This is a genomic window from Pseudoalteromonas sp. PB2-1, from assembly GCF_045040605.1.
In the GTDB taxonomy this organism is placed as follows: domain Bacteria; phylum Pseudomonadota; class Gammaproteobacteria; order Enterobacterales; family Alteromonadaceae; genus Pseudoalteromonas; species Pseudoalteromonas arabiensis.
The window spans coordinates 769,871-787,005 of the sequence record NZ_CP090668.1 but is presented as its reverse complement, the minus strand read 5'-3'; the positions used below and the strand labels follow the sequence as shown (position 1 = coordinate 787,005).

Sequence of the window (17,135 nt, the reverse complement as noted above, 5' to 3'; positions counted from 1 at the left end):
ATGACACCTCTGGCTATAAATCACGTATATTCAAAAAGAAAAATCAAGCAATTTTGCGAGACAAACTCATGCGATAATTTATCTTGTCTTGGCAAAGCTGTTGATTAAAAATTAATTTTATTACCCAGTCACCAGATTATTTAGCCTACATTTAGCTTAAATTTTGTTTATTAAGCTATATTAATAGGCAGTTTTAAGGTGACTGAGACACCTTGATCAGGCTGACTAGCGACATTAATTTCGCCTTGCAGAGCTTGGGTTGCAAGGTTATACACTATCGACATTCCCAAACCGCTTCCACCTGTGCCACGCTTAGTGGTAAAAAATGGTTCAAATACTTTATGCATCACCTCATCAGTCATTCCACAACCATTATCTTTATAGCAAAGTGTGTATATCCCCTTTTCATCATCTAGGTGAACGCTAATATCAATCACGTTATGATCTTTTCCGACAAAACCGTGTACACAACTATTATTCACTAAGTTTAAAATGATTTGGCTAAGCGCTCCTGGAACGGTTATTAGCGTAAGGTCATCTGCACAGTCAATATTAACAATAACATTATGGCTGCGTGTTAAAGGCATTAAACTATGGACAATATTCTCAAGGTAGGCTTTTATTTGAGTTTCTAATAAATTTAACGAAGATTGATCAACCGCAGTTTGCTTGAAATCACTGATCAGTTTTGCAGCACGCTCTAAGTTAGTAAATGAAATTTTTATACATTCATTTAAATGCTTCATTCCTTCTAGCAACGCGTGCTTGGTTAACGTATTGGCACTTATGAGTTTATCAAGTTCAGTAAGTTTATCTTTTGCTGAACTATTTGCTGTAACAGCAATACCAATCGGTGTGTTTACCTCATGAGCAATACCTGCAACTAAGTTACCCAAAGAAGCCATTTTCTCAGACTCAATGAGCTTTTCTTGCATTTCTGTCAGTTCATTTAAGGTTTTTTCGAGAGTACGAGTTCGCTCGGCAACCCGATGTTCTAAATGTTGGTTAGCTTTTTCTAACTCGGCATTAACGCGCTCATTCTCCTGCGCCGATAATGCACGTCCGTACAGGTCAGCTAATGCGCCAATAAATGAACATTCATCTTCAGTCCACTCTCGTTCTCCCCCTATATGCTCACAGCAAAATATACCTATCATTTTTCCTTTATAGCGTATTGGTGCATCAAGCATGGCACCAATATTTAAAGGGCTGAGGTAACTTTCACTAAATTCGTAAGTCGCAGGGTCGGTGTGAGCATTAACAGCGGTAATGGTTCGTTGCGTATCAAGAGCTCTAAAATAAGCAGGGTATGCGTCTCTTGGAAGCACCAACATTTGAAGCTCTTTGCCATTTTCTCTATCAAGTAAAAGGCGGCATTCAATGGCGGTATTTTCTTCATTCAGTAACCAGATACCCGCTCTACCTATTTCTAGGCCGTCTAACACCGCATTTAGAATTAAACGTTCAGCTAATTCAACGTTACCACTATCAAGATCTGATGATATTGACACTCCATAGAGTAGTTGGACTAGTTGTTGGCGCATCACTCTCACCTTTTAGTTGTAAGACCATTTAAGTCTAGACGAACATAACTGATCTAGCATATTGAAAATAAATTTTTAGAAACTCTTTTAGGATTAAGTAGTTGTTCAGATACCAATGGTTATATTACACCTAACTCCTGTTGATACCCCTGACAACTTATGTTGTTTATGCAGTTTGACCAGCTCACCCTACGAGCTGGTTTTTTTTGCCTAGTCCACAGTGCTCACGCATGTTACAGTTAGCCTAGAATTCACTATAAATGAATAAGCTATGCGTTATATCTTACTATTAATTACCCTATTAATGAGCCTTACCATCTCTGCAAGTGCTCAAAACGAAACAGAAAACCGCCCTGCGCTGACTGAGGTTGAGCAACAGCAAGCTCTCGATAAGCTACAAGAGCCTATGTATAAGCCGCTCTTAGAGCGCTACATTCTTGATGAACTTAAAGCTGTGCGCCAAGATCAACAAAAGTTACGCGAAGATGTAACAAAACAAGTCGCTCACACTCAATTAGATACTGCTGACCGTGCTTTAACTTATACAACGGACACGATAAATAATGTCTTCTTTATTATTACGATTACTGCATCTATCTTGGTTTTAGTTGGCTGGAATTCATTACGTGATGTGAAAAATAAAGTAGAAGACATTGTAAATACCCGCGTTAGTGCGATCACTAAAGAGTATGAAGAACGTCTTAAAGTATTAGAAGAGAAGCTACGTGAACGTTCTGAAGAGATTTTACTTAACCAACAAAAAATCTCGATTACAAACGAAGTACACTCTTTATGGATGCGAGCTAATTTAGAAAGTGATGTTGCGAATAAAATTGAAATATTCGACGAAATTTTAAAACGTAAACCAGAAGATGTTGAAGCCATTGCCTACAAAGCAGATGCGCTACTTGAGATAAACGAAACAGGCGAAGCAATCGAGTTATGTAATCAAGCACTTGAAATAGATAGTGACTATGGTTATGCATACTGGCAACGCGCTTGTGCTTATGCTCTATTGCATAAACATGCTGATGCAATGGCTGATATTCGCATGGCGCTTGAGTATTCACCTAATCTTCGCAATGAATTATTACATGAAAGTGCTTTTGCAAGCTTGCATGACAACGAAAGCTTCAACTCATTGTTAAATGAAACGGCTTAGCCGAGACGCGCGAAGGGTACGTTGGGTCGAGCCCAGCGACACCCAACGTAAAGGAGCTTTAAGCCGTAAGCTCTCAGCCGACATGTAGCAACGGGTTTATCCCGCGTCATTAGGTGCTTGGTTCTAGGTACAGGGACGCGATGTGAAATCGCTGCTACCTCAAATCTAGTAACTTTCATCTACCCAAAAAAAGAGCAGCTAAGCTGCTCTTTTTTTATCTGAAAAATAATACTTTGGTTATTTTACCGTTTTCGATTTGGTAACTTGTAACAAACTCAGCCCGTTTATCAACCACATTCGGGTCTTCTGAGCAGGTTTCTGATAACTCATGATCAATCACTATATTGCCATGCACAATACGTTTAATCGGTGATGATTTGATACACTTTAACTTTTTAAACATGATGCCGTAGCGAGCTATAAGCTTCTCTTTCCCCGTGAACATAAGCTCATTAGGAAATGTATAAAACTCAACATTTTCATCATACATTTTTATAAAAGCGTCAATATTGCGGGCATTATAAGCCGCAATAACTTGTTCGATAACCGCTGTCGCCTCACGTGACTGACGCGCTTTCTCTTGCTGTTTCTCTGTGAGTGCCTTTTTAGCTTTAGCAACAGCTTGTTCAGCCTCATTCACAGCTTCCTGTTTTTCCTCTGCGGTCTTTGGCTGTTCTGCCGGTGCAGGGTTTTGTGAACCTAATACCTTACTGTCATCAACCTTAGCCAACGGTTTTTTAGCTTGGGTTGAACTCGGTACTTGCTGAGTTGCTGGCTTCTGTTCAATAAATTCAAGGCTATCAACCTCTTTCTTTTCAGGCTCATTTACTGAAGCTGGCTGAGCTTGCTTTTGTTCAGTGCTTGATTCAGTAGCAGCCAATTGCCATGAAATAAATAGACTTATTGCAAAAAGTAACGGTTTCATAGTTTTCCTAAACACACCATGCTCATTTGAGGCGCTAAAGTAGCAAATTCTAGCTATTAGGCATAGCTTTTTACCAATATTGCTCAACAGTTATGTGACCAGGATCACGACGTCTGTTGCGGCTAAAGCCAAGCTCTAACAAAATAGCTGTTGTATCTTTCACCATTTCTGGATTACCACAAATCATAAATTGTGTGGTATCAGGCACAGCAGGATGACCTATAACATCAAACAAACGGTGGTCTTTAATTACATCTGTGATCCGACCATTAAACCCCATTGTGGCTGACTCTCGGCTGACTACAGGAGAATAATGCAAATTTGAGTACTGTTGCTGTAGCGCTTTAATGCGAGCTTGGTAGCTCAAATCTTCGTTGAGGCGCACGCCATGTACAAGGTGAACATGCTCGAACTTTTGCCACACCTCCCCCTGCTCTAAAATTGAAATAAAAGGCCCAAGTGCCGTACCTGTACTCAGCATGTAAAGCTGCTCACTGCTTGGCACTTCATCAAGGGTAAAAAAGCCTGTGGCGCGGCGCTCAATAGTGACGCTATCGCCTGGCTTTAATTGTGCCAGCTGCTGAGAAAGTTGACCGTCTTTAACATTGATCAAATAAAACTCAAGGTCGGGATTATTCGGCGCATTCACATAAGAATAGGCACGTGCAACACGTTTATCATCCACTTGCATAGCGAGTTTAGTAAACTGCCCTGCGGTGAATGGTTCTACGTCCGCATTTACAATTAAGCTAAATAATGAGTCTGTCCACCATTTAACGTCTTTGACCTTAGCTTCAACCCAATTAGACATACACATCCTCAATTGTTGTTCCTCTATTAAAAGTGGCAACAATTGCTTGAATTTTCAAGTTTTAAGGTGCGAGGTAAAGGCAACGAGCTGAATTTTACGCGAGATAAACTCGCAACTATAAAAAAAGCCGCATAAATGCGGCTTTGAAAGGGTTTCATTAATTAGGTTATAAGCCTTTATTAACCGTGTTTTGCCATGCAGCTTCCCAAAGGCTAAGATCTTCTAGCTTGATAAAGTTAATGCGAGGATAAATCAAGTTTTCAATTTCATCCTCAGAAATTTCACCATTATTATCCTCATCATAACCATAATAACCATATTCATGTACTAATGCAGAATTTGATTCAGGAACGTATGCAAGTAAATCCCAAAATATATAGCGCAAATCAAAGTCACTTTCATAGCCCATTTTAAGCTGGTTTTCGGTTCTGCTCCATGTCCATTCGTTACCAATGTGAAAATAGTTATCAGGTCCATCTATTAAATGAGCTGAACGAATAGCCCGTTTTACTGTATTATTTGCATCAAACTGATAAGCATTTAGATAATCAATATTCATTAAGTCATCTTCATATACACTCTCACTACCATGATTCATTACTGTAATCATAGGTTGATACACCTTTGGTAGCTCAGTAATCATGTTTTCAAAAAACAATTCAGCATCGTCTTTTACTTTTACAACGGAGCCTGTACCTTGAAAAATTAGTTCGTCATTTTCCCATTGCTGTACAAAGGTTAAGTAACGATTACCATCAGACATAATCGGCGTATAAGTCACTTTTTCTGTAGAGCTAGAAAGAACCAAGCTATTTTCTAAGCGTTCTACTACATAAGATTTACCTGTGTGTTTCGCAGTTGCTGTCACGCCTGAAATTGTTAAGTACTCATGTTTAAGAATGCTTCCTGAAATTTCCTCTGAAGCATACAGTGATGGAACTGACCACTCCCCAACTAACTGTTCTGAACTAAGCAATGAAAATTCATCGTTGGTGCCGTTAACAATTTTTAATACATCATCAATTGGTTTTTCGTAAATTAAAGTATCTGTTTCCCATTCAACGGCATCCGGGATCTCTAACTCTTCAACATCTACCCCAGAAATGTATGCTAAAACACCTGACTTATCATTGGCTAATTTAGAAACAGTTCTTTTTAGTGGGTACTTTTTAACAATAATAAATGAATTTATTTTGCCTTTATAGTAAGCATCTCGTATTGCTATAGCGATATCTTCGCCCCATTTATTAGCAATTTCTACCATACCACTATCAATGTTGAAGCTTAAGTCAATTGCATATCGTAAAACAGAGTCTTCTGCAAAATCGAATACAAGCTTACCTTGTTCGATTTTCCACTCAACACTCGCCTCTCGAGTATCGTTATTGTTAGCGACTATACTTTTACCTTGATAATCACTATTCAAAATAAGTGTTTTATCTGCATATAGCGGCATTAACTTTTTACGGTACGCTGAAAATGTAAATAGTGGTTGCTCAGTGAGCTCTTGTTCAGTAAAGGCCAAATCAGTACTGCTGATAGAATCATTTTTCGCTTGTGTGAAATCAGCTTCATACTGCTCGGTTAGATTACCTTGCGTATCCATTGCAGCAATACTCACTAAGTAAGCATTTATAGCCTCTTTAACTTCACCAGAGTTTAGTAAAGTCAACGATGTACCTTCAGCAACTGTATAGTTGTCATTATCGACCAACAGTTTTATAAAACTTGCAGTATCTAATAATTCCTTTGGTGATATTTGTGCAGATAAACTATCGTAAGCTTCTTGGGTAGTTATTGTGTCTTCAGCATTTTGTTCTTCAGCCAATAAATAGTGAGCAGTCGATAAGTGAGTGATGTTGGCATTATCCCCTTGCTCATATGAATAAATGCGGTCCTCACCCGAAGCTAGCATTACACTTTCAAAACTCCCAAATAAATTAACTAACTCGACGTGTTGTTGATCATTAGCCGTACCAATCGCCTTTAATAAAAGCATATCGGTTATATCTGACGTTTTAACATCTAACTGATAAAAGCCATTACTATCAGCGTGAGTTTCAAGTGTTTCGCCATTAATTGTTAAAGAGACATCAGCATTTGCAATTGGTTTATCAACCACTTGCCCATGTAAAGTCAACTGCTGATATAAAGTTAGCTCAACGCTTGCTTGTGACGTTTTTTCTCCATCTGTTATTTGATAGCTAAAGCTATCTTTTCCTGCAAAGTTTGCATCAACCGGAGTATAAAGCACTTGATTATTTGAAATCATTGCTGTTCCGTGAGTTGGCTGCGTTAATATTTGCGCAACAGTTAACGCATCACCATCACTATCTGTGTCATTTTCCAAAACACTAATTACAACACTTTCACCATTAAGGGTTGAACTAGTATCAATAACTGCAACGGGTGCCGAATTTGTTAATTCTTGTTTAGATTCCTCATTACTATCACTATTGCCACCGCAACCAGTAAGTAAAGATGAAAAGACAAGGCTTAGAGGTAGGTATTTATATTTCATACTAATCCTTAGTATTTTTGTCCAAGAGAGTTATTAATTATTATTTACTTTTTAGGTACAAACCAAAAGACTAACAGTAAAGTATTGTTGCTTATGATTACAACTCTTTTTTATTAATCAAGGCTTAAAATTGCGAGATGCGAGTAGGATTTTACGCGAGATAAACTCGCAACTATAAAAAAAGCCGCATAAATGCGGCTTTGAGGTTAGTCTCACTTCACTTTGGGCGTGTTTCCAAATTTCAGTGAATACGTTACCAAGGAACTTATTTAAATTGATTCTAAAGCAATTTTAACCATTTCGTTAAAAGTGCTTTGACGCTCTTCACTTGGTGTCGCTTCACCAGTGATTACGTGGTCACTAACAGTAAATAATGCCATCGCTTTTGCGCCGTATTCAGCGGCTACGCCGTACATGCCAGCTGTTTCCATATCAACAGCAAGTACGCCTAGCTTGTCTAATTCTTGATAGAATGTGTTATCTGCTTGGTAGAATGTATCTGTTGTAAATACATTACCTACCTTCGCTTCAATGCCTAATTCTTTTGCTGCGTTTACGCCGCTAAGTAGTAAACCAAAATCAGCAATTGCGGCAAAGTCATAACCACGAACGCGCGCACGGTTTACGTTTGAATCTGTGCTTGCACCTTGTGCAAAGATAACGTCACGGATTTTGATATCGCTACCAATACCGCCACAGGTACCAATACGAATTAGATTTTTAACGCCGTAACTAACGATCAATTCACGGGCATAAATTGACATTGATGGAATACCCATCCCAGAGCCCATAATACTCACTGGTTTACCTTTGTAGGTACCGGTAAAACCATACATATTACGAACGCCTGTTACTTGTTTTGCGTCATCTAAAAAGTTTTCAGCAATGTATTGAGCGCGAAGCGGATCACCTGGCATTAATACCGTTTCTGCAAATTCGCCTACATTGGCACTGATATGAGGAGTACTCATTATTGGTTTCCTTTTTTGTTCGCTAATAGCTGGTCTTTAAAGCTATCACCGTATTCAAGTGCAGGAAGATTAAACCACTGGGCAAGGGTTTGACCTATGTCTGCAAAACTAGCTCGTTCTCCAAGCGGGGTGTTTGTCATCCCAGGTTGGTAAGCAAGTACTGGCACGTATTCACGTGTATGGTCAGTGCCTGCTGCTGTTGGATCACATCCGTGATCGGCCGTGATAATTAACACATCATCACTATTTAGTTGATTTAAGATGGTCGGTAGATAATCATCAAACTCTTTTAATGCTTTAGCATAGCCAACGGCATTACGGCGATGACCGTACTTTTCATCAAAATCAACTAAGTTTGTAAAAATCAAACTATGCTCTGGTGCGCTTGCGATAACTTCTGAGGTTTTCTCAAGTAAGTTTATCAGCCCTGGCGCTTTGTGTTTTTGGGTGATGCCTTGGTGCGCATAGATATCAGCAATTTTACCAATACTAATCACTTCACCGCCGTCTTGCGATAATTTATCAAGCAAGGTTGGCGACGGTGGCAGCACCGAATAGTCACGACGATTACCGGTACGGGCAAAATCGTCACGGCTCGAACCCAAAAATGGCCGCGCAATCACTCTTCCTATGTTCATTTCATCAAGCAGCGCCCGTGCGATTTCGCAAACCTGATAAAGTTTCTCCAGTCCGAATGATTCTTCGTGCGCGGCTATTTGAAACACGCTATCAACTGAGGTGTAGCAAATCGGCATACCGGTTAGCATGTGTTCTTCACCTAGTTGTTCTAAAATGGTTGTTCCTGAGGCATAGCAGTTACCCAAAATGCCAGGAATACCTGCACGAGCTATTAGCTCGTCCACAAATTCTTGTGGAAAACACGGCTGTGTATTTGGGAAGTAACCCCAATCAAATAACACAGGGACACCGGCCATTTCCCAGTGCCCTGAAGGCGTGTCTTTACCACTTGATAACTCTTTAGCGTAACCCCATGCGCCAACAGGTGCTTGGCGATCACTGACTAAACACGGTTCTTTACCAGCGGCTTCGCATGCATCGGCCAAACCTAAACGGGTAAGATTAGGTAGCGATAAGTGCTCACCGGTTTCTTCAGCATAAGCTTTGAGTAAATGAGCGAAAGTATTTGCGCCCACATCACCAAACTTGTCTGCGTCAGGTGCTGCGCCAATTCCTAGGCTATCTGCCATTAAGATAAGTGCTCTTGCCATGGGTACCTCGTTATCAATATGTGAATACTTTATATGCTCTTCGAATTTTTGGTACAGGACATAAGTCCTGTTTCATAAAACAGAAACATTATAAATTTGCACCTCTGAGCGAAGCAAAAGAGATTAATCGTGTCTTTTTTGCTATTGTGATCTACCTAACAATGTTTCCTTCTGTGTGGGCGAGAACTTTAGTGACACGAACAATTATAGCTATTGCTGGCGCATCTGCGTCGGGCAAGTCTCTTTTTAGCAAGACAATTTATAACGAATTAGTCAATGAGCTTGAACCGGGCGCGATCGCAGTGATCGAAGAAGATGCTTATTACAAAGACCAGTCGCATTTGCCGTTTGACCATCGAACGCAAACTAATTACGACCATCCTGATGCTTTCGAGCATGAGCTTATGCATGAGCATCTACTTCAATTACGCGCTGGAAAATCAGTAGACGTACCAACTTATGACTATGCAATGCATACTCGCAGCGAAGAAACGCGCCGAGTTGCACCGGCAAAAGTACTTATCGTTGAAGGTATTTTGCTACTGAGTGATCCGGCACTCCGTAAAGAATTTGATATTAAGGTGTTTATTGATACACCATTAGATATCTGCCTTATGCGCCGTATGCAACGAGATATGGAGCAGCGTGGCAGAACATTACAGTCCGTTGTTGATCAATATCAAGCGACAGTGCGACCTATGTTTTATCAGTTTATTGAGCCATCAAAGCACAAAGCTGATCTCGTAGTCACACGCGGCGGTATGAATCGCGTTGCCATTGATATAATTAAAAGTAAAATAAAATATTTACTGCAACAATAACAACGGGAAATAGTCAGTATGACAACATTTATGAGCTTAGTAGGCATTGTTATGCTACTAGCCATTGCTTTTGCGGCCTCAACAAACCGTAAAGCAATTAATTTAAGAACTGTGGGCATCGCCTTTTTACTTCAAGTGTTAATTGGTGGCTTTGTCTTGTTCTTCGAGGTGGGCAAAAACGTACTGGCAAGTATGTCACGAGGCGTGTCATCGGTCATTGGTTATGCTAATGACGGTATAGGCTTTTTATTTGGCTCACTGGCATCGCAAGATACCTTAGGGTTTATTTTTGCGATACAAGTATTGCCCGTTATTGTGTTCTTTTCAGCACTCGTTGCTGTGTTGTATCACATTGGGGTGATGGATTGGATAATCAAGATTCTAGGCGGTGGCTTACAAAAGCTATTGAAGACCTCGCGCCCTGAGTCGCTTTCTGCAACCGCCAATATTTTTGTTGGCCAAACAGAAGCACCATTAATTGTTAAACCATTTATTGCCAGCATGACTAAGTCTGAGCTGTTTGCGGTAATGGTCGGTGGCTTGGCTACCGTAGCAGGCTCCGTTATGGCAGGTTATGTAACGATTGGTGTAGAGCTTAAATACTTAATTGCAGCCAGCTTTATGGCGGCACCGGGTGGCTTCTTAATGGCAAAAATGATTGTGCCAGAGACCGAAACACCCAAAGAAGATTTAGCTGATTTAGACGTACAAGAAGAAAAACCGGTTAACGTAATTGATGCTGCTGCATCAGGTGCCGCAAACGGTATGCATCTGGCACTTAATGTAGGTGCGATGTTACTTGCTTTCGTAGCACTTATTGCACTTCTAAATGGGTTATTAGGCGGTCTTGGTGGTTGGTTTGATCATCCAACATTAACGCTTCAGGAAATTTTAGGTTACGTATTCGCACCGGTTGCATGGTTATTAGGTGTACCTTGGGACGAAGCAGTAATCGCAGGCAGTTTTATAGGTCAAAAGGTTGTAGTTAACGAATTCGTTGCTTACCTCGACTTTATTAATTATCGCGATACGTTAAGTGCGCACACACAAGCGATTGTCACATTCGCGTTATGTGGGTTTGCTAACTTATCATCGATAGCAATTTTACTAGGTGGATTAGGCGGTATGGCGCCTAGTCGGCGAAAGGATATCGCACGCTTAGGGCTCAGAGCAGTGTTAGCAGGATCTATGGCTAACCTCATGAGTGCAGCAATTGCAGGTTTTTTCCTCTCGCTAGCTTAGAAACTTAATGAGATGAGCCGTAGTTGCAAAACAATAGGATAGAACTTTAAGGGGTTAAAGGTCTATCTGACTTGAACGATACTTCACCAAGGGCCGCAAGGCCCTTTTATCGTTTTATGTGCTAAGATTTAAATACTAAGTCTTTTTAAGTACATAAATGAAATACTCTCTATTTTTATTCACCTTATTATGTATAAGTTGGTCTGCGCATAGTGAACCGGCCTTAACGGTCGTGACCGAACTCTCCCCTCCCAATCAAACTTTAATAAATAACCAAGTTTCAGGCGACAGTACACAGCTTGTAAAGGCGATATTTGCCAAAGCCGAATTAACAGCCAATATTGAGGTTTATCCATGGGCACGTGCTTATAAGATGGCGTTAAAAAAGCCACATACGTTTATTTTTAGCATGGCTAAAACACCTGAGCGAGAAAATAAATTCGAGTGGATTGGGGCAGTGGCAACCTATCAAATGGGGTTTGTAAAGCTCACCCAACGCGCTGATATTAATATAACAACAAGCGAACAGGCAAAGCAGTATAAAGTCGCTGTTCAACGAGATGACCTGTCAGCCAAACAACTTTCGGAGCGAGGCTATACAATCATATACACTTCAGATATAACCCGTTCTTACCAATTACTCATATCTGGCAAAGTCGACCTAATCGTTGATGATAAAAACTATATCGCAGCAATGGCAGAGCAATTAGCACAAGACGAACAAAATTTTACCTTTGCTCATTCTATCGACTTCTTAGCCATGAAAGGCTACCTTGCAGCCAATAAGAATACAGATCCACGTTACATTAAAGCACTGAAAGATGCTTTTGAAGATGTAGCAAAGAGCGAAACTTATCGTAAAGTGATGATGCTAACTGAATACAATTAGTGCTGACCGACTAAGTACTCGTTTGTTAGCTTGTCTAATTTGCCTTGTTTCATCAGCTTTTGGTAACTGATTTGAAATTGCTCAACAATTTCTTTAGGCATATTTTTATTTAACGCTAAAAAATTACCCGTTGTATTATTAAGTGGTAATTCTATTAGCTTTACAACTTCTTGACCTGCATAGCCGTATTGCATAAGTTGATAATGGAAGGATAATTCTGAGCCGATAATAAGGTCGAGCTTTCCCTTAAAAAATAAGTTAATGCATTCATAATAATGGCTAAATTTAAGCAGATTCTGCTCGCTTTCAAAACCAATATTTTCTACAAACTGCTCATAAATACTGTCTCTCACCACCCCAAGAGTATAATCTTTCACTTCCGATAAATCTCGAGGGTTAACTTGCGAGTTCGACTTTAAACGATAAAAATAGTTACGAGATGAAGCCATAGGCCCAATCCAATTGAAGAAGGGCTCTCTATCAGGGATACGGGCTGTAGACACAAGCCCTGCCATAGGCTCTTCTTGCGCTAAGTGATAGGCTCTTGACCAAGGCAATAGCACAAATCTACACTCGATATTGGCATCCACGCACATTGCGCTTACAAAGCGAAGATTAATGCCTTCCAAGTGCCCTTTGTTAGAGAAGTTATAAGGGGGAAACTGCTCAGTATAGATGGTCACACTATGCTTGGCGTACACTATCGGAGCAATGCCCAAACACGCTAATAGAAGATATCTAAAAATGATTAAAACACCCAAATACGACGACTGAATTAACTATAGGAATGTTAATGCTCTCAGTCAATTTTTAGACATAAAAAAAGCAAGCCGTAGCTTGCTTCTTCTTAATCATTACTTTTCAGTAAGAATTATAACGGAGTGATGTTATCCGCTTGAGGACCTTTTTGACCTTGTGAAAGAGTGAACTCTACACGTTGGCCTTCAGCTAAAGTTTTGAAACCGTCGCTTTTGATTGCGCTGAAGTGTGCGAATACGTCTGGGCCATTTTCTTGCTCGATGAAACCAAAACCTTTAGATTCGTTAAACCACTTAACTGTACCTGATACGATGTTAGACATAGTATTATTCCTGATATAAAAAAATTAAACATGCCCTAGATGGGCGGGTGTAGCAAAAAATGAGATGGTACTTAAAAACTTCAGGACGGTACTACAAGTATTACTTATACAACAACGAAATAAAGATTTATTAATTACACGCTTTCTTTCTAGCTGGGGCCCACTATATAGAGTTAAGAAGATAAGTCAAATACTATCGACAATTAAAATTCAAACTCTAGTGCTAAACGAAAACTATGATCTTTGCCTGATTGAGTTAATTCACTTATGAACCCCGCTTCCCATTTTAGTTGATGCTTAGGACTAAAGCGATGCAAACCAATAAAACCGGGGCCTATGCCGAAAAAGTCTTCCCCCGCATAAATTTCAATAGAGGGTTGAAACTCAGAGCGGTAGCGATAGCGATACTGGGCACGAAACTCGCTTTCCCATTCATTTTCAATATCAGCTCCCCACTCATAAACTAAAAAAGCATTCAACGTTAAGCTGGTGCGGCCAAACTCTTTCTCCCACAGAAAACCACTTGTCGCTTCATATGCATCTAAAGTGTGCTGTTTTTCAAGCTCAAATAATGCGCCCCAATCTGCCCATAAGCGACCTTGCTCTACTAGCTGCCAACGCAGTTCAAGCTCATAAGAAGCGAGACCAAAATCACCATTGTCATCACGCTCTCCTACTACATATCCCTCTAAACTCATAGTATCGTTAATTGCACCACCAAAACCGGCACGCTGAGCCAGCACATTACCTGAATCAGTTTGCCTTGATACAAGTCGCCATTCAACTTCTCGCTCAAAGGGAAGCACATAGGGGTGATATACTTTATCAACCACCATACCATCGGCATACGCGACTTGGCTAATACCTGCTAATAGCAAGCAACTTAAGCTAATAATTAAGAACCGCATACTGGCTCCTCTATCTTTTTAATTTTTAAAACACGCACCAAGGCGATAAATGTAACTGCTGCAATCACATATACCCAAAGCGCAGTTTTACTGGGTGTTGCTTCGTAGCCTGCTAAAGCTTTTAATACACGGCCAAGCTCTGAGTTTTCGACTAAAAACCCACGCCAATCTAAATAATTTGCGGTCACGTCAATTAAGTCGACCTGACTTGCTAAATCAAGAAGTACCAATAACTTTGCCGTTGCATTTAAAGCTAACAACACAATCAAAGACTGCACGCCAGCACGTCTAACAATACTTTCAAGCAAAAAGAACAGTAACACCCCAAAACTAATACAAATACCAACACCTAAAAAGGTACCGAGTATTAAAGGCTCTGCGGTGTCTTTGCTATGCCAAAAACTCACTAAATAAATCATGTAATGGCTTAAATACAAGGTCATGGTAGCAATCAATGCGACCGCTGCTGCATGACTACGCTGCTGACAGCTAATTAACGCGGCAACATAAACCATGACACATAGCAGCATTTGCAGAAACTCTAAGCCACGATGGTCAAATAACTGGCTCACCCACGCAGCGCCTTGCACGAACACTAGGCTCACGAGGATACCAAAGACAGCATAAATACTGAGCTGGCGTTGATTTAAAGGCACAATCAAACTCAATAACACAGCTAAAATCACCACGGGCAGAAGTTGATTAATACTCATCAGTAAACTAGTTATCAGCATTATCTACCTCCGTAGCAACAACAGTTCCTCGGGCAGTATTAGGCGAGAACTCCCCAAAAAAATCATATCGGCCAGGGCTTAACGGGCCGATATAAATGACACTCGTGCGGCTAGGGTAAAGTACTTTTTCACGGTTTAAGTCGAAACTATCGAACTCTTCCGGAGTATCATCTTGATTTTCGATTAAGAGTCGTAGCTTTTTATTGGCAGGTACTTTAATTTCAGCGGGGTAAAATAGATGATCTTTTAAGATCAACTTGTACTCTTTGGCATAGGCGAGCCAAGACGACATACATAGTAGCAACATAGAAAGTGCCAGAATCCATTTATTCACTAACCTCTCCTTGCATAAAGGAGACGATCACTCGTAAACCACCGAGATGGCTATCAGCAAGTGCAATATCAGCGTTGTAAATCGATACTATATGTTCGACAATAGCCATACCAAGCCCAGCTCCTTGCTCACCGGATGGGTGTTTATCGCCACCCACGCGGTAAAAACGGTTAAAAATGCGCTGCTTTTGAGCTTCATCAATACCTGGACCCGAGTCATCAATTTGCCAGATAAAACGATTATTTTCGGTTTTCAGAGTAATACCTATTTCTCCCACAGCTGGGGTATATTTTATGGCGTTACTCAGTAAATTACCAAACAAAGTGACTAAGGTGAATTCATCTCCAGCAATAACAAAGTCATCACCATCAATGCTAATGCTATGCTCTTTTTCGTCTATACGATCATAAAGTTGTGCGACAACGTGCTGGCTAATTTCTAACACCGATACAGGACTAAATTGTGCCTGCCATTGCTCTGGATAAGTACGCCCTAAAATCAACATCTGTTCAACAATATTACTTAGTTTATCAACCCCTTTTTCCATCGCATTAAGTTCTACACTATCAACCCCCTGAGCGAGTAAATTATGTACATTGATTTTTAAACTACTGAGCGGCGTGCGTAGTTCATGGGCCGCATCTGAAGCGAAAAAGCGTTCTCGTAAATAGGCACTTTCAACACGTTTAAATAAATCGTTTAAGCGGCTAATTACAGGTTTAATTTCTTGTTCTGGGGTTTGCCAAGGAATCGCCGTAAAGTCATTTGCTTGACGATGTTTTAATTGATTAGATAATCGAGTCAGTGGCGCAAGCCCTTGTTTTACAAAAACACTAATAAGCACTGCTAGAATTGGCACGCTCCATAACAGCGGCGTCATGGCCGACAAAATCACGGTTTCGGTTAGTGCCACACGCTTACTTAGAGGCTCAGCAATAAGCACCCGCTTATTGCCTTCACTTAAACGATACACTTTGACTCGTTGCCCTGCCAGATTCTCAACACTAAACCCAGTTTGCCACTGACTTTTATTGATTGGATTATGCTGCAATGACTTTGAGCTTGAAGCCAAGCTACCATCAACCCAAACCTGAAATAATAACTGCGGTAAATCACTTGTATAGGCAGGAGTTTCTTTACTTAGAGGTTGTTCAATCAAGACATGCGCCAGCGTAACTAGCTCGTTATCAAGCAGTGCTTCAGCCTGATTCATGCTTTCACGGTAACCTTTAGTAAAAGCCAAAAAGCAGGTTAAGATCACCATCGACAAGATAAGTAAGGTCAGTCTTTTACGGATTGACACTAGCGTTTACCCACCACATAACCAATACCGCGCAGGGTTTTAATAAATTCTTTCGGGAATTTTTTACGCAAGTGATGAATATGTACTTCGATGGTATTTGACCCCACCTCTTCGCCCCACTCATAGAGCTTATTCTCTAACTGCTGCTTTGATTGCACGCGGCCTTGATTTTCGAGCAACGCTTTAAGTAACATGAACTCTTTACGCGGCAAGTTCACCGGCTCTTTTTGAAAACTCACGGTAAAAGCTGCGGTGTCCATTTCAACATCACCGACTTTTAAAGTGCTAGTTTGTGCTTGGGTAAGACGCCTGCTGGCAACCCGAAGGCGTGCAAATAACTCAGCGGGATCAAACGGTTTTGCAAGATAATCATCAGCACCTAAATCGAGTCCCATCACTTTATCGTCGATACTCCCCCTAGCAGTTAAAATCACCACAGGCAGGTTTTTACGGTGCTTTTTGATGTGCTTTAGAATGTCGATGCCATCACCATCTGGTAGTCCTAAGTCTAGGACTACCAGCTCAATTTCATCGTTTTGCAGCCATTGCATCGCTGACTTAACGGTCGAACTATGTTCAACACTATAACCTTGTTGACGCAAAGAACGGCATAGGCCTTCTGCCACTAAGTGATCGTCTTCAACGAGCAATAAATGCATA

Annotated in this window: 17 protein-coding genes; 4 read left to right on the top strand and 13 right to left on the bottom strand. The window is 40.5% G+C overall.

The features are described from left to right. Positions 1 to 170: 170 nt before the first annotated feature. A complete protein-coding gene (locus L0Z67_RS20420; RefSeq protein ID WP_237115498.1) occupies positions 171 to 1,544 on the bottom strand; it encodes a GAF domain-containing sensor histidine kinase in 1,374 nt (457 codons plus the stop codon). A gap of 271 nt (positions 1,545 to 1,815) precedes the next feature. Here L0Z67_RS20420 and L0Z67_RS20415 point away from each other — a divergent pair, with 271 nt between their 5' ends. Further along, on the top strand, positions 1,816 to 2,706 hold the full coding sequence (locus tag L0Z67_RS20415; protein WP_062567788.1) for a TPR end-of-group domain-containing protein: 891 nt from the start codon (positions 1,816 to 1,818) through the stop codon (positions 2,704 to 2,706). A gap of 214 nt (positions 2,707 to 2,920) precedes the next feature. On the opposite strand, the gene L0Z67_RS20410 is transcribed toward L0Z67_RS20415, so the two are convergent. The 5 genes from L0Z67_RS20410 to L0Z67_RS20390 all read right to left on the bottom strand — a co-directional run bounded on the left by L0Z67_RS20410 (position 2,921) and on the right by L0Z67_RS20390 (position 9,163). Then, positions 2,921 to 3,631 carry a nuclear transport factor 2 family protein gene (locus L0Z67_RS20410; protein WP_062567789.1) on the bottom strand — a complete coding sequence of 237 codons (711 nt, stop codon included), beginning with the start codon at positions 3,629 to 3,631 and terminating at the stop codon, positions 2,921 to 2,923. Positions 3,632 to 3,701: 70 nt separating this feature from the next. After that, entirely contained in the window at positions 3,702 to 4,442 is a 741-nt protein-coding gene (locus tag L0Z67_RS20405; RefSeq protein WP_392353457.1) for a ferredoxin--NADP reductase, read from the bottom strand. 166 nt (positions 4,443 to 4,608) lie between these two features. Beyond that, the gene (locus L0Z67_RS20400) at positions 4,609 to 6,963 is read right to left on the bottom strand and encodes an Ig-like domain-containing protein (RefSeq protein WP_392353455.1); all 2,355 of its coding nucleotides are present in this window, start codon (positions 6,961 to 6,963) and stop codon (positions 4,609 to 4,611) included. 269 nt (positions 6,964 to 7,232) lie between these two features. Beyond that, the gene (deoD, locus tag L0Z67_RS20395; protein ID WP_392353453.1) at positions 7,233 to 7,934 is read right to left on the bottom strand and encodes a purine-nucleoside phosphorylase; all 702 of its coding nucleotides are present in this window, start codon (positions 7,932 to 7,934) and stop codon (positions 7,233 to 7,235) included. Continuing rightward, positions 7,934 to 9,163, bottom strand: a complete 1,230-nt coding sequence (locus L0Z67_RS20390) for a phosphopentomutase (protein WP_392353451.1) — start codon at positions 9,161 to 9,163, stop codon at positions 7,934 to 7,936. Before L0Z67_RS20390 ends, deoD begins: the two co-directional genes overlap by 1 nt. 191 nt (positions 9,164 to 9,354) lie before the next feature. Between L0Z67_RS20390 and udk the strand changes: the two genes are divergently transcribed. The 3 genes from udk (at position 9,355) to L0Z67_RS20375 (ending at position 12,115) form a co-directional block, all read left to right on the top strand. Beyond that, positions 9,355 to 9,984, top strand: coding sequence for a uridine kinase (gene udk / locus L0Z67_RS20385; protein ID WP_062568159.1), 630 nt, complete (start codon positions 9,355 to 9,357; stop codon positions 9,982 to 9,984). Between the two features lie 18 nt (positions 9,985 to 10,002). Next, positions 10,003 to 11,226: a NupC/NupG family nucleoside CNT transporter gene (locus L0Z67_RS20380; protein WP_062567792.1), complete on the top strand. Its 1,224-nt coding sequence runs from the start codon at positions 10,003 to 10,005 to the stop codon at positions 11,224 to 11,226. Positions 11,227 to 11,383: 157 nt separating this feature from the next. Further along, on the top strand, positions 11,384 to 12,115 hold the full coding sequence (locus tag L0Z67_RS20375) for an ABC transporter substrate-binding protein (protein ID WP_237115502.1): 732 nt from the start codon (positions 11,384 to 11,386) through the stop codon (positions 12,113 to 12,115). Here L0Z67_RS20375 and L0Z67_RS20370 read toward each other — a convergent pair. From L0Z67_RS20370 to L0Z67_RS20340, 7 genes are all read right to left on the bottom strand, one after another. After that, the gene (locus L0Z67_RS20370; protein WP_167346331.1) at positions 12,112 to 12,798 is read right to left on the bottom strand and encodes an ABC transporter substrate-binding protein; all 687 of its coding nucleotides are present in this window, start codon (positions 12,796 to 12,798) and stop codon (positions 12,112 to 12,114) included. The genes L0Z67_RS20375 and L0Z67_RS20370 overlap by 4 nt on opposite strands. Before the next feature lie 188 nt (positions 12,799 to 12,986). Then, positions 12,987 to 13,196, bottom strand: a complete 210-nt coding sequence (locus L0Z67_RS20365; protein WP_036972536.1) for a cold-shock protein — start codon at positions 13,194 to 13,196, stop codon at positions 12,987 to 12,989. A gap of 203 nt (positions 13,197 to 13,399) precedes the next feature. After that, complete coding sequence (locus tag L0Z67_RS20360; RefSeq protein ID WP_062567794.1) at positions 13,400 to 14,104, bottom strand: hypothetical protein; 705 nt, start codon at positions 14,102 to 14,104, stop codon at positions 13,400 to 13,402. Further along, on the bottom strand, positions 14,092 to 14,838 hold the full coding sequence (locus L0Z67_RS20355) for a hypothetical protein (protein ID WP_062567795.1): 747 nt from the start codon (positions 14,836 to 14,838) through the stop codon (positions 14,092 to 14,094). Before L0Z67_RS20355 ends, L0Z67_RS20360 begins: the two co-directional genes overlap by 13 nt. Then, positions 14,825 to 15,145, bottom strand: a complete 321-nt coding sequence (locus L0Z67_RS20350) for a cupredoxin domain-containing protein (protein WP_062568161.1) — start codon at positions 15,143 to 15,145, stop codon at positions 14,825 to 14,827. Before L0Z67_RS20350 ends, L0Z67_RS20355 begins: the two co-directional genes overlap by 14 nt. A gap of 19 nt (positions 15,146 to 15,164) precedes the next feature. Beyond that, positions 15,165 to 16,475, bottom strand: coding sequence for an ATP-binding protein (locus tag L0Z67_RS20345; RefSeq protein WP_237115504.1), 1,311 nt, complete (start codon positions 16,473 to 16,475; stop codon positions 15,165 to 15,167). Next, positions 16,475 to 17,134: a response regulator transcription factor gene (locus L0Z67_RS20340; protein WP_062567797.1), complete on the bottom strand. Its 660-nt coding sequence runs from the start codon at positions 17,132 to 17,134 to the stop codon at positions 16,475 to 16,477. Before L0Z67_RS20340 ends, L0Z67_RS20345 begins: the two co-directional genes overlap by 1 nt. Position 17,135: the final 1 nt, after the last annotated feature.

Coding starts and splice junctions, on each gene's coding strand:
- L0Z67_RS20420 (WP_237115498.1), bottom strand. CDS start 1,544: ATGCGCCAACAACTAGTCCAACTACTCTATGGAGTGTCAATATCATCA.
- L0Z67_RS20415 (WP_062567788.1), top strand. CDS start 1,816: ATGCGTTATATCTTACTATTAATTACCCTATTAATGAGCCTTACCATC.
- L0Z67_RS20410 (WP_062567789.1), bottom strand. CDS start 3,631: ATGAAACCGTTACTTTTTGCAATAAGTCTATTTATTTCATGGCAATTG.
- L0Z67_RS20405 (WP_392353457.1), bottom strand. CDS start 4,442: ATGTCTAATTGGGTTGAAGCTAAGGTCAAAGACGTTAAATGGTGGACA.
- L0Z67_RS20400 (WP_392353455.1), bottom strand. CDS start 6,963: ATGAAATATAAATACCTACCTCTAAGCCTTGTCTTTTCATCTTTACTT.
- deoD (WP_392353453.1), bottom strand. CDS start 7,934: ATGAGTACTCCTCATATCAGTGCCAATGTAGGCGAATTTGCAGAAACG.
- L0Z67_RS20390 (WP_392353451.1), bottom strand. CDS start 9,163: ATGGCAAGAGCACTTATCTTAATGGCAGATAGCCTAGGAATTGGCGCA.
- L0Z67_RS20380 (WP_062567792.1), top strand. CDS start 10,003: ATGACAACATTTATGAGCTTAGTAGGCATTGTTATGCTACTAGCCATT.
- L0Z67_RS20375 (WP_237115502.1), top strand. CDS start 11,384: ATGAAATACTCTCTATTTTTATTCACCTTATTATGTATAAGTTGGTCT.
- L0Z67_RS20365 (WP_036972536.1), bottom strand. CDS start 13,196: ATGTCTAACATCGTATCAGGTACAGTTAAGTGGTTTAACGAATCTAAA.
- L0Z67_RS20360 (WP_062567794.1), bottom strand. CDS start 14,104: ATGCGGTTCTTAATTATTAGCTTAAGTTGCTTGCTATTAGCAGGTATT.
- L0Z67_RS20355 (WP_062567795.1), bottom strand. CDS start 14,838: ATGCTGATAACTAGTTTACTGATGAGTATTAATCAACTTCTGCCCGTG.
- L0Z67_RS20350 (WP_062568161.1), bottom strand. CDS start 15,145: ATGTTGCTACTATGTATGTCGTCTTGGCTCGCCTATGCCAAAGAGTAC.
- L0Z67_RS20340 (WP_062567797.1), bottom strand. CDS start 17,134: ATGCATTTATTGCTCGTTGAAGACGATCACTTAGTGGCAGAAGGCCTA.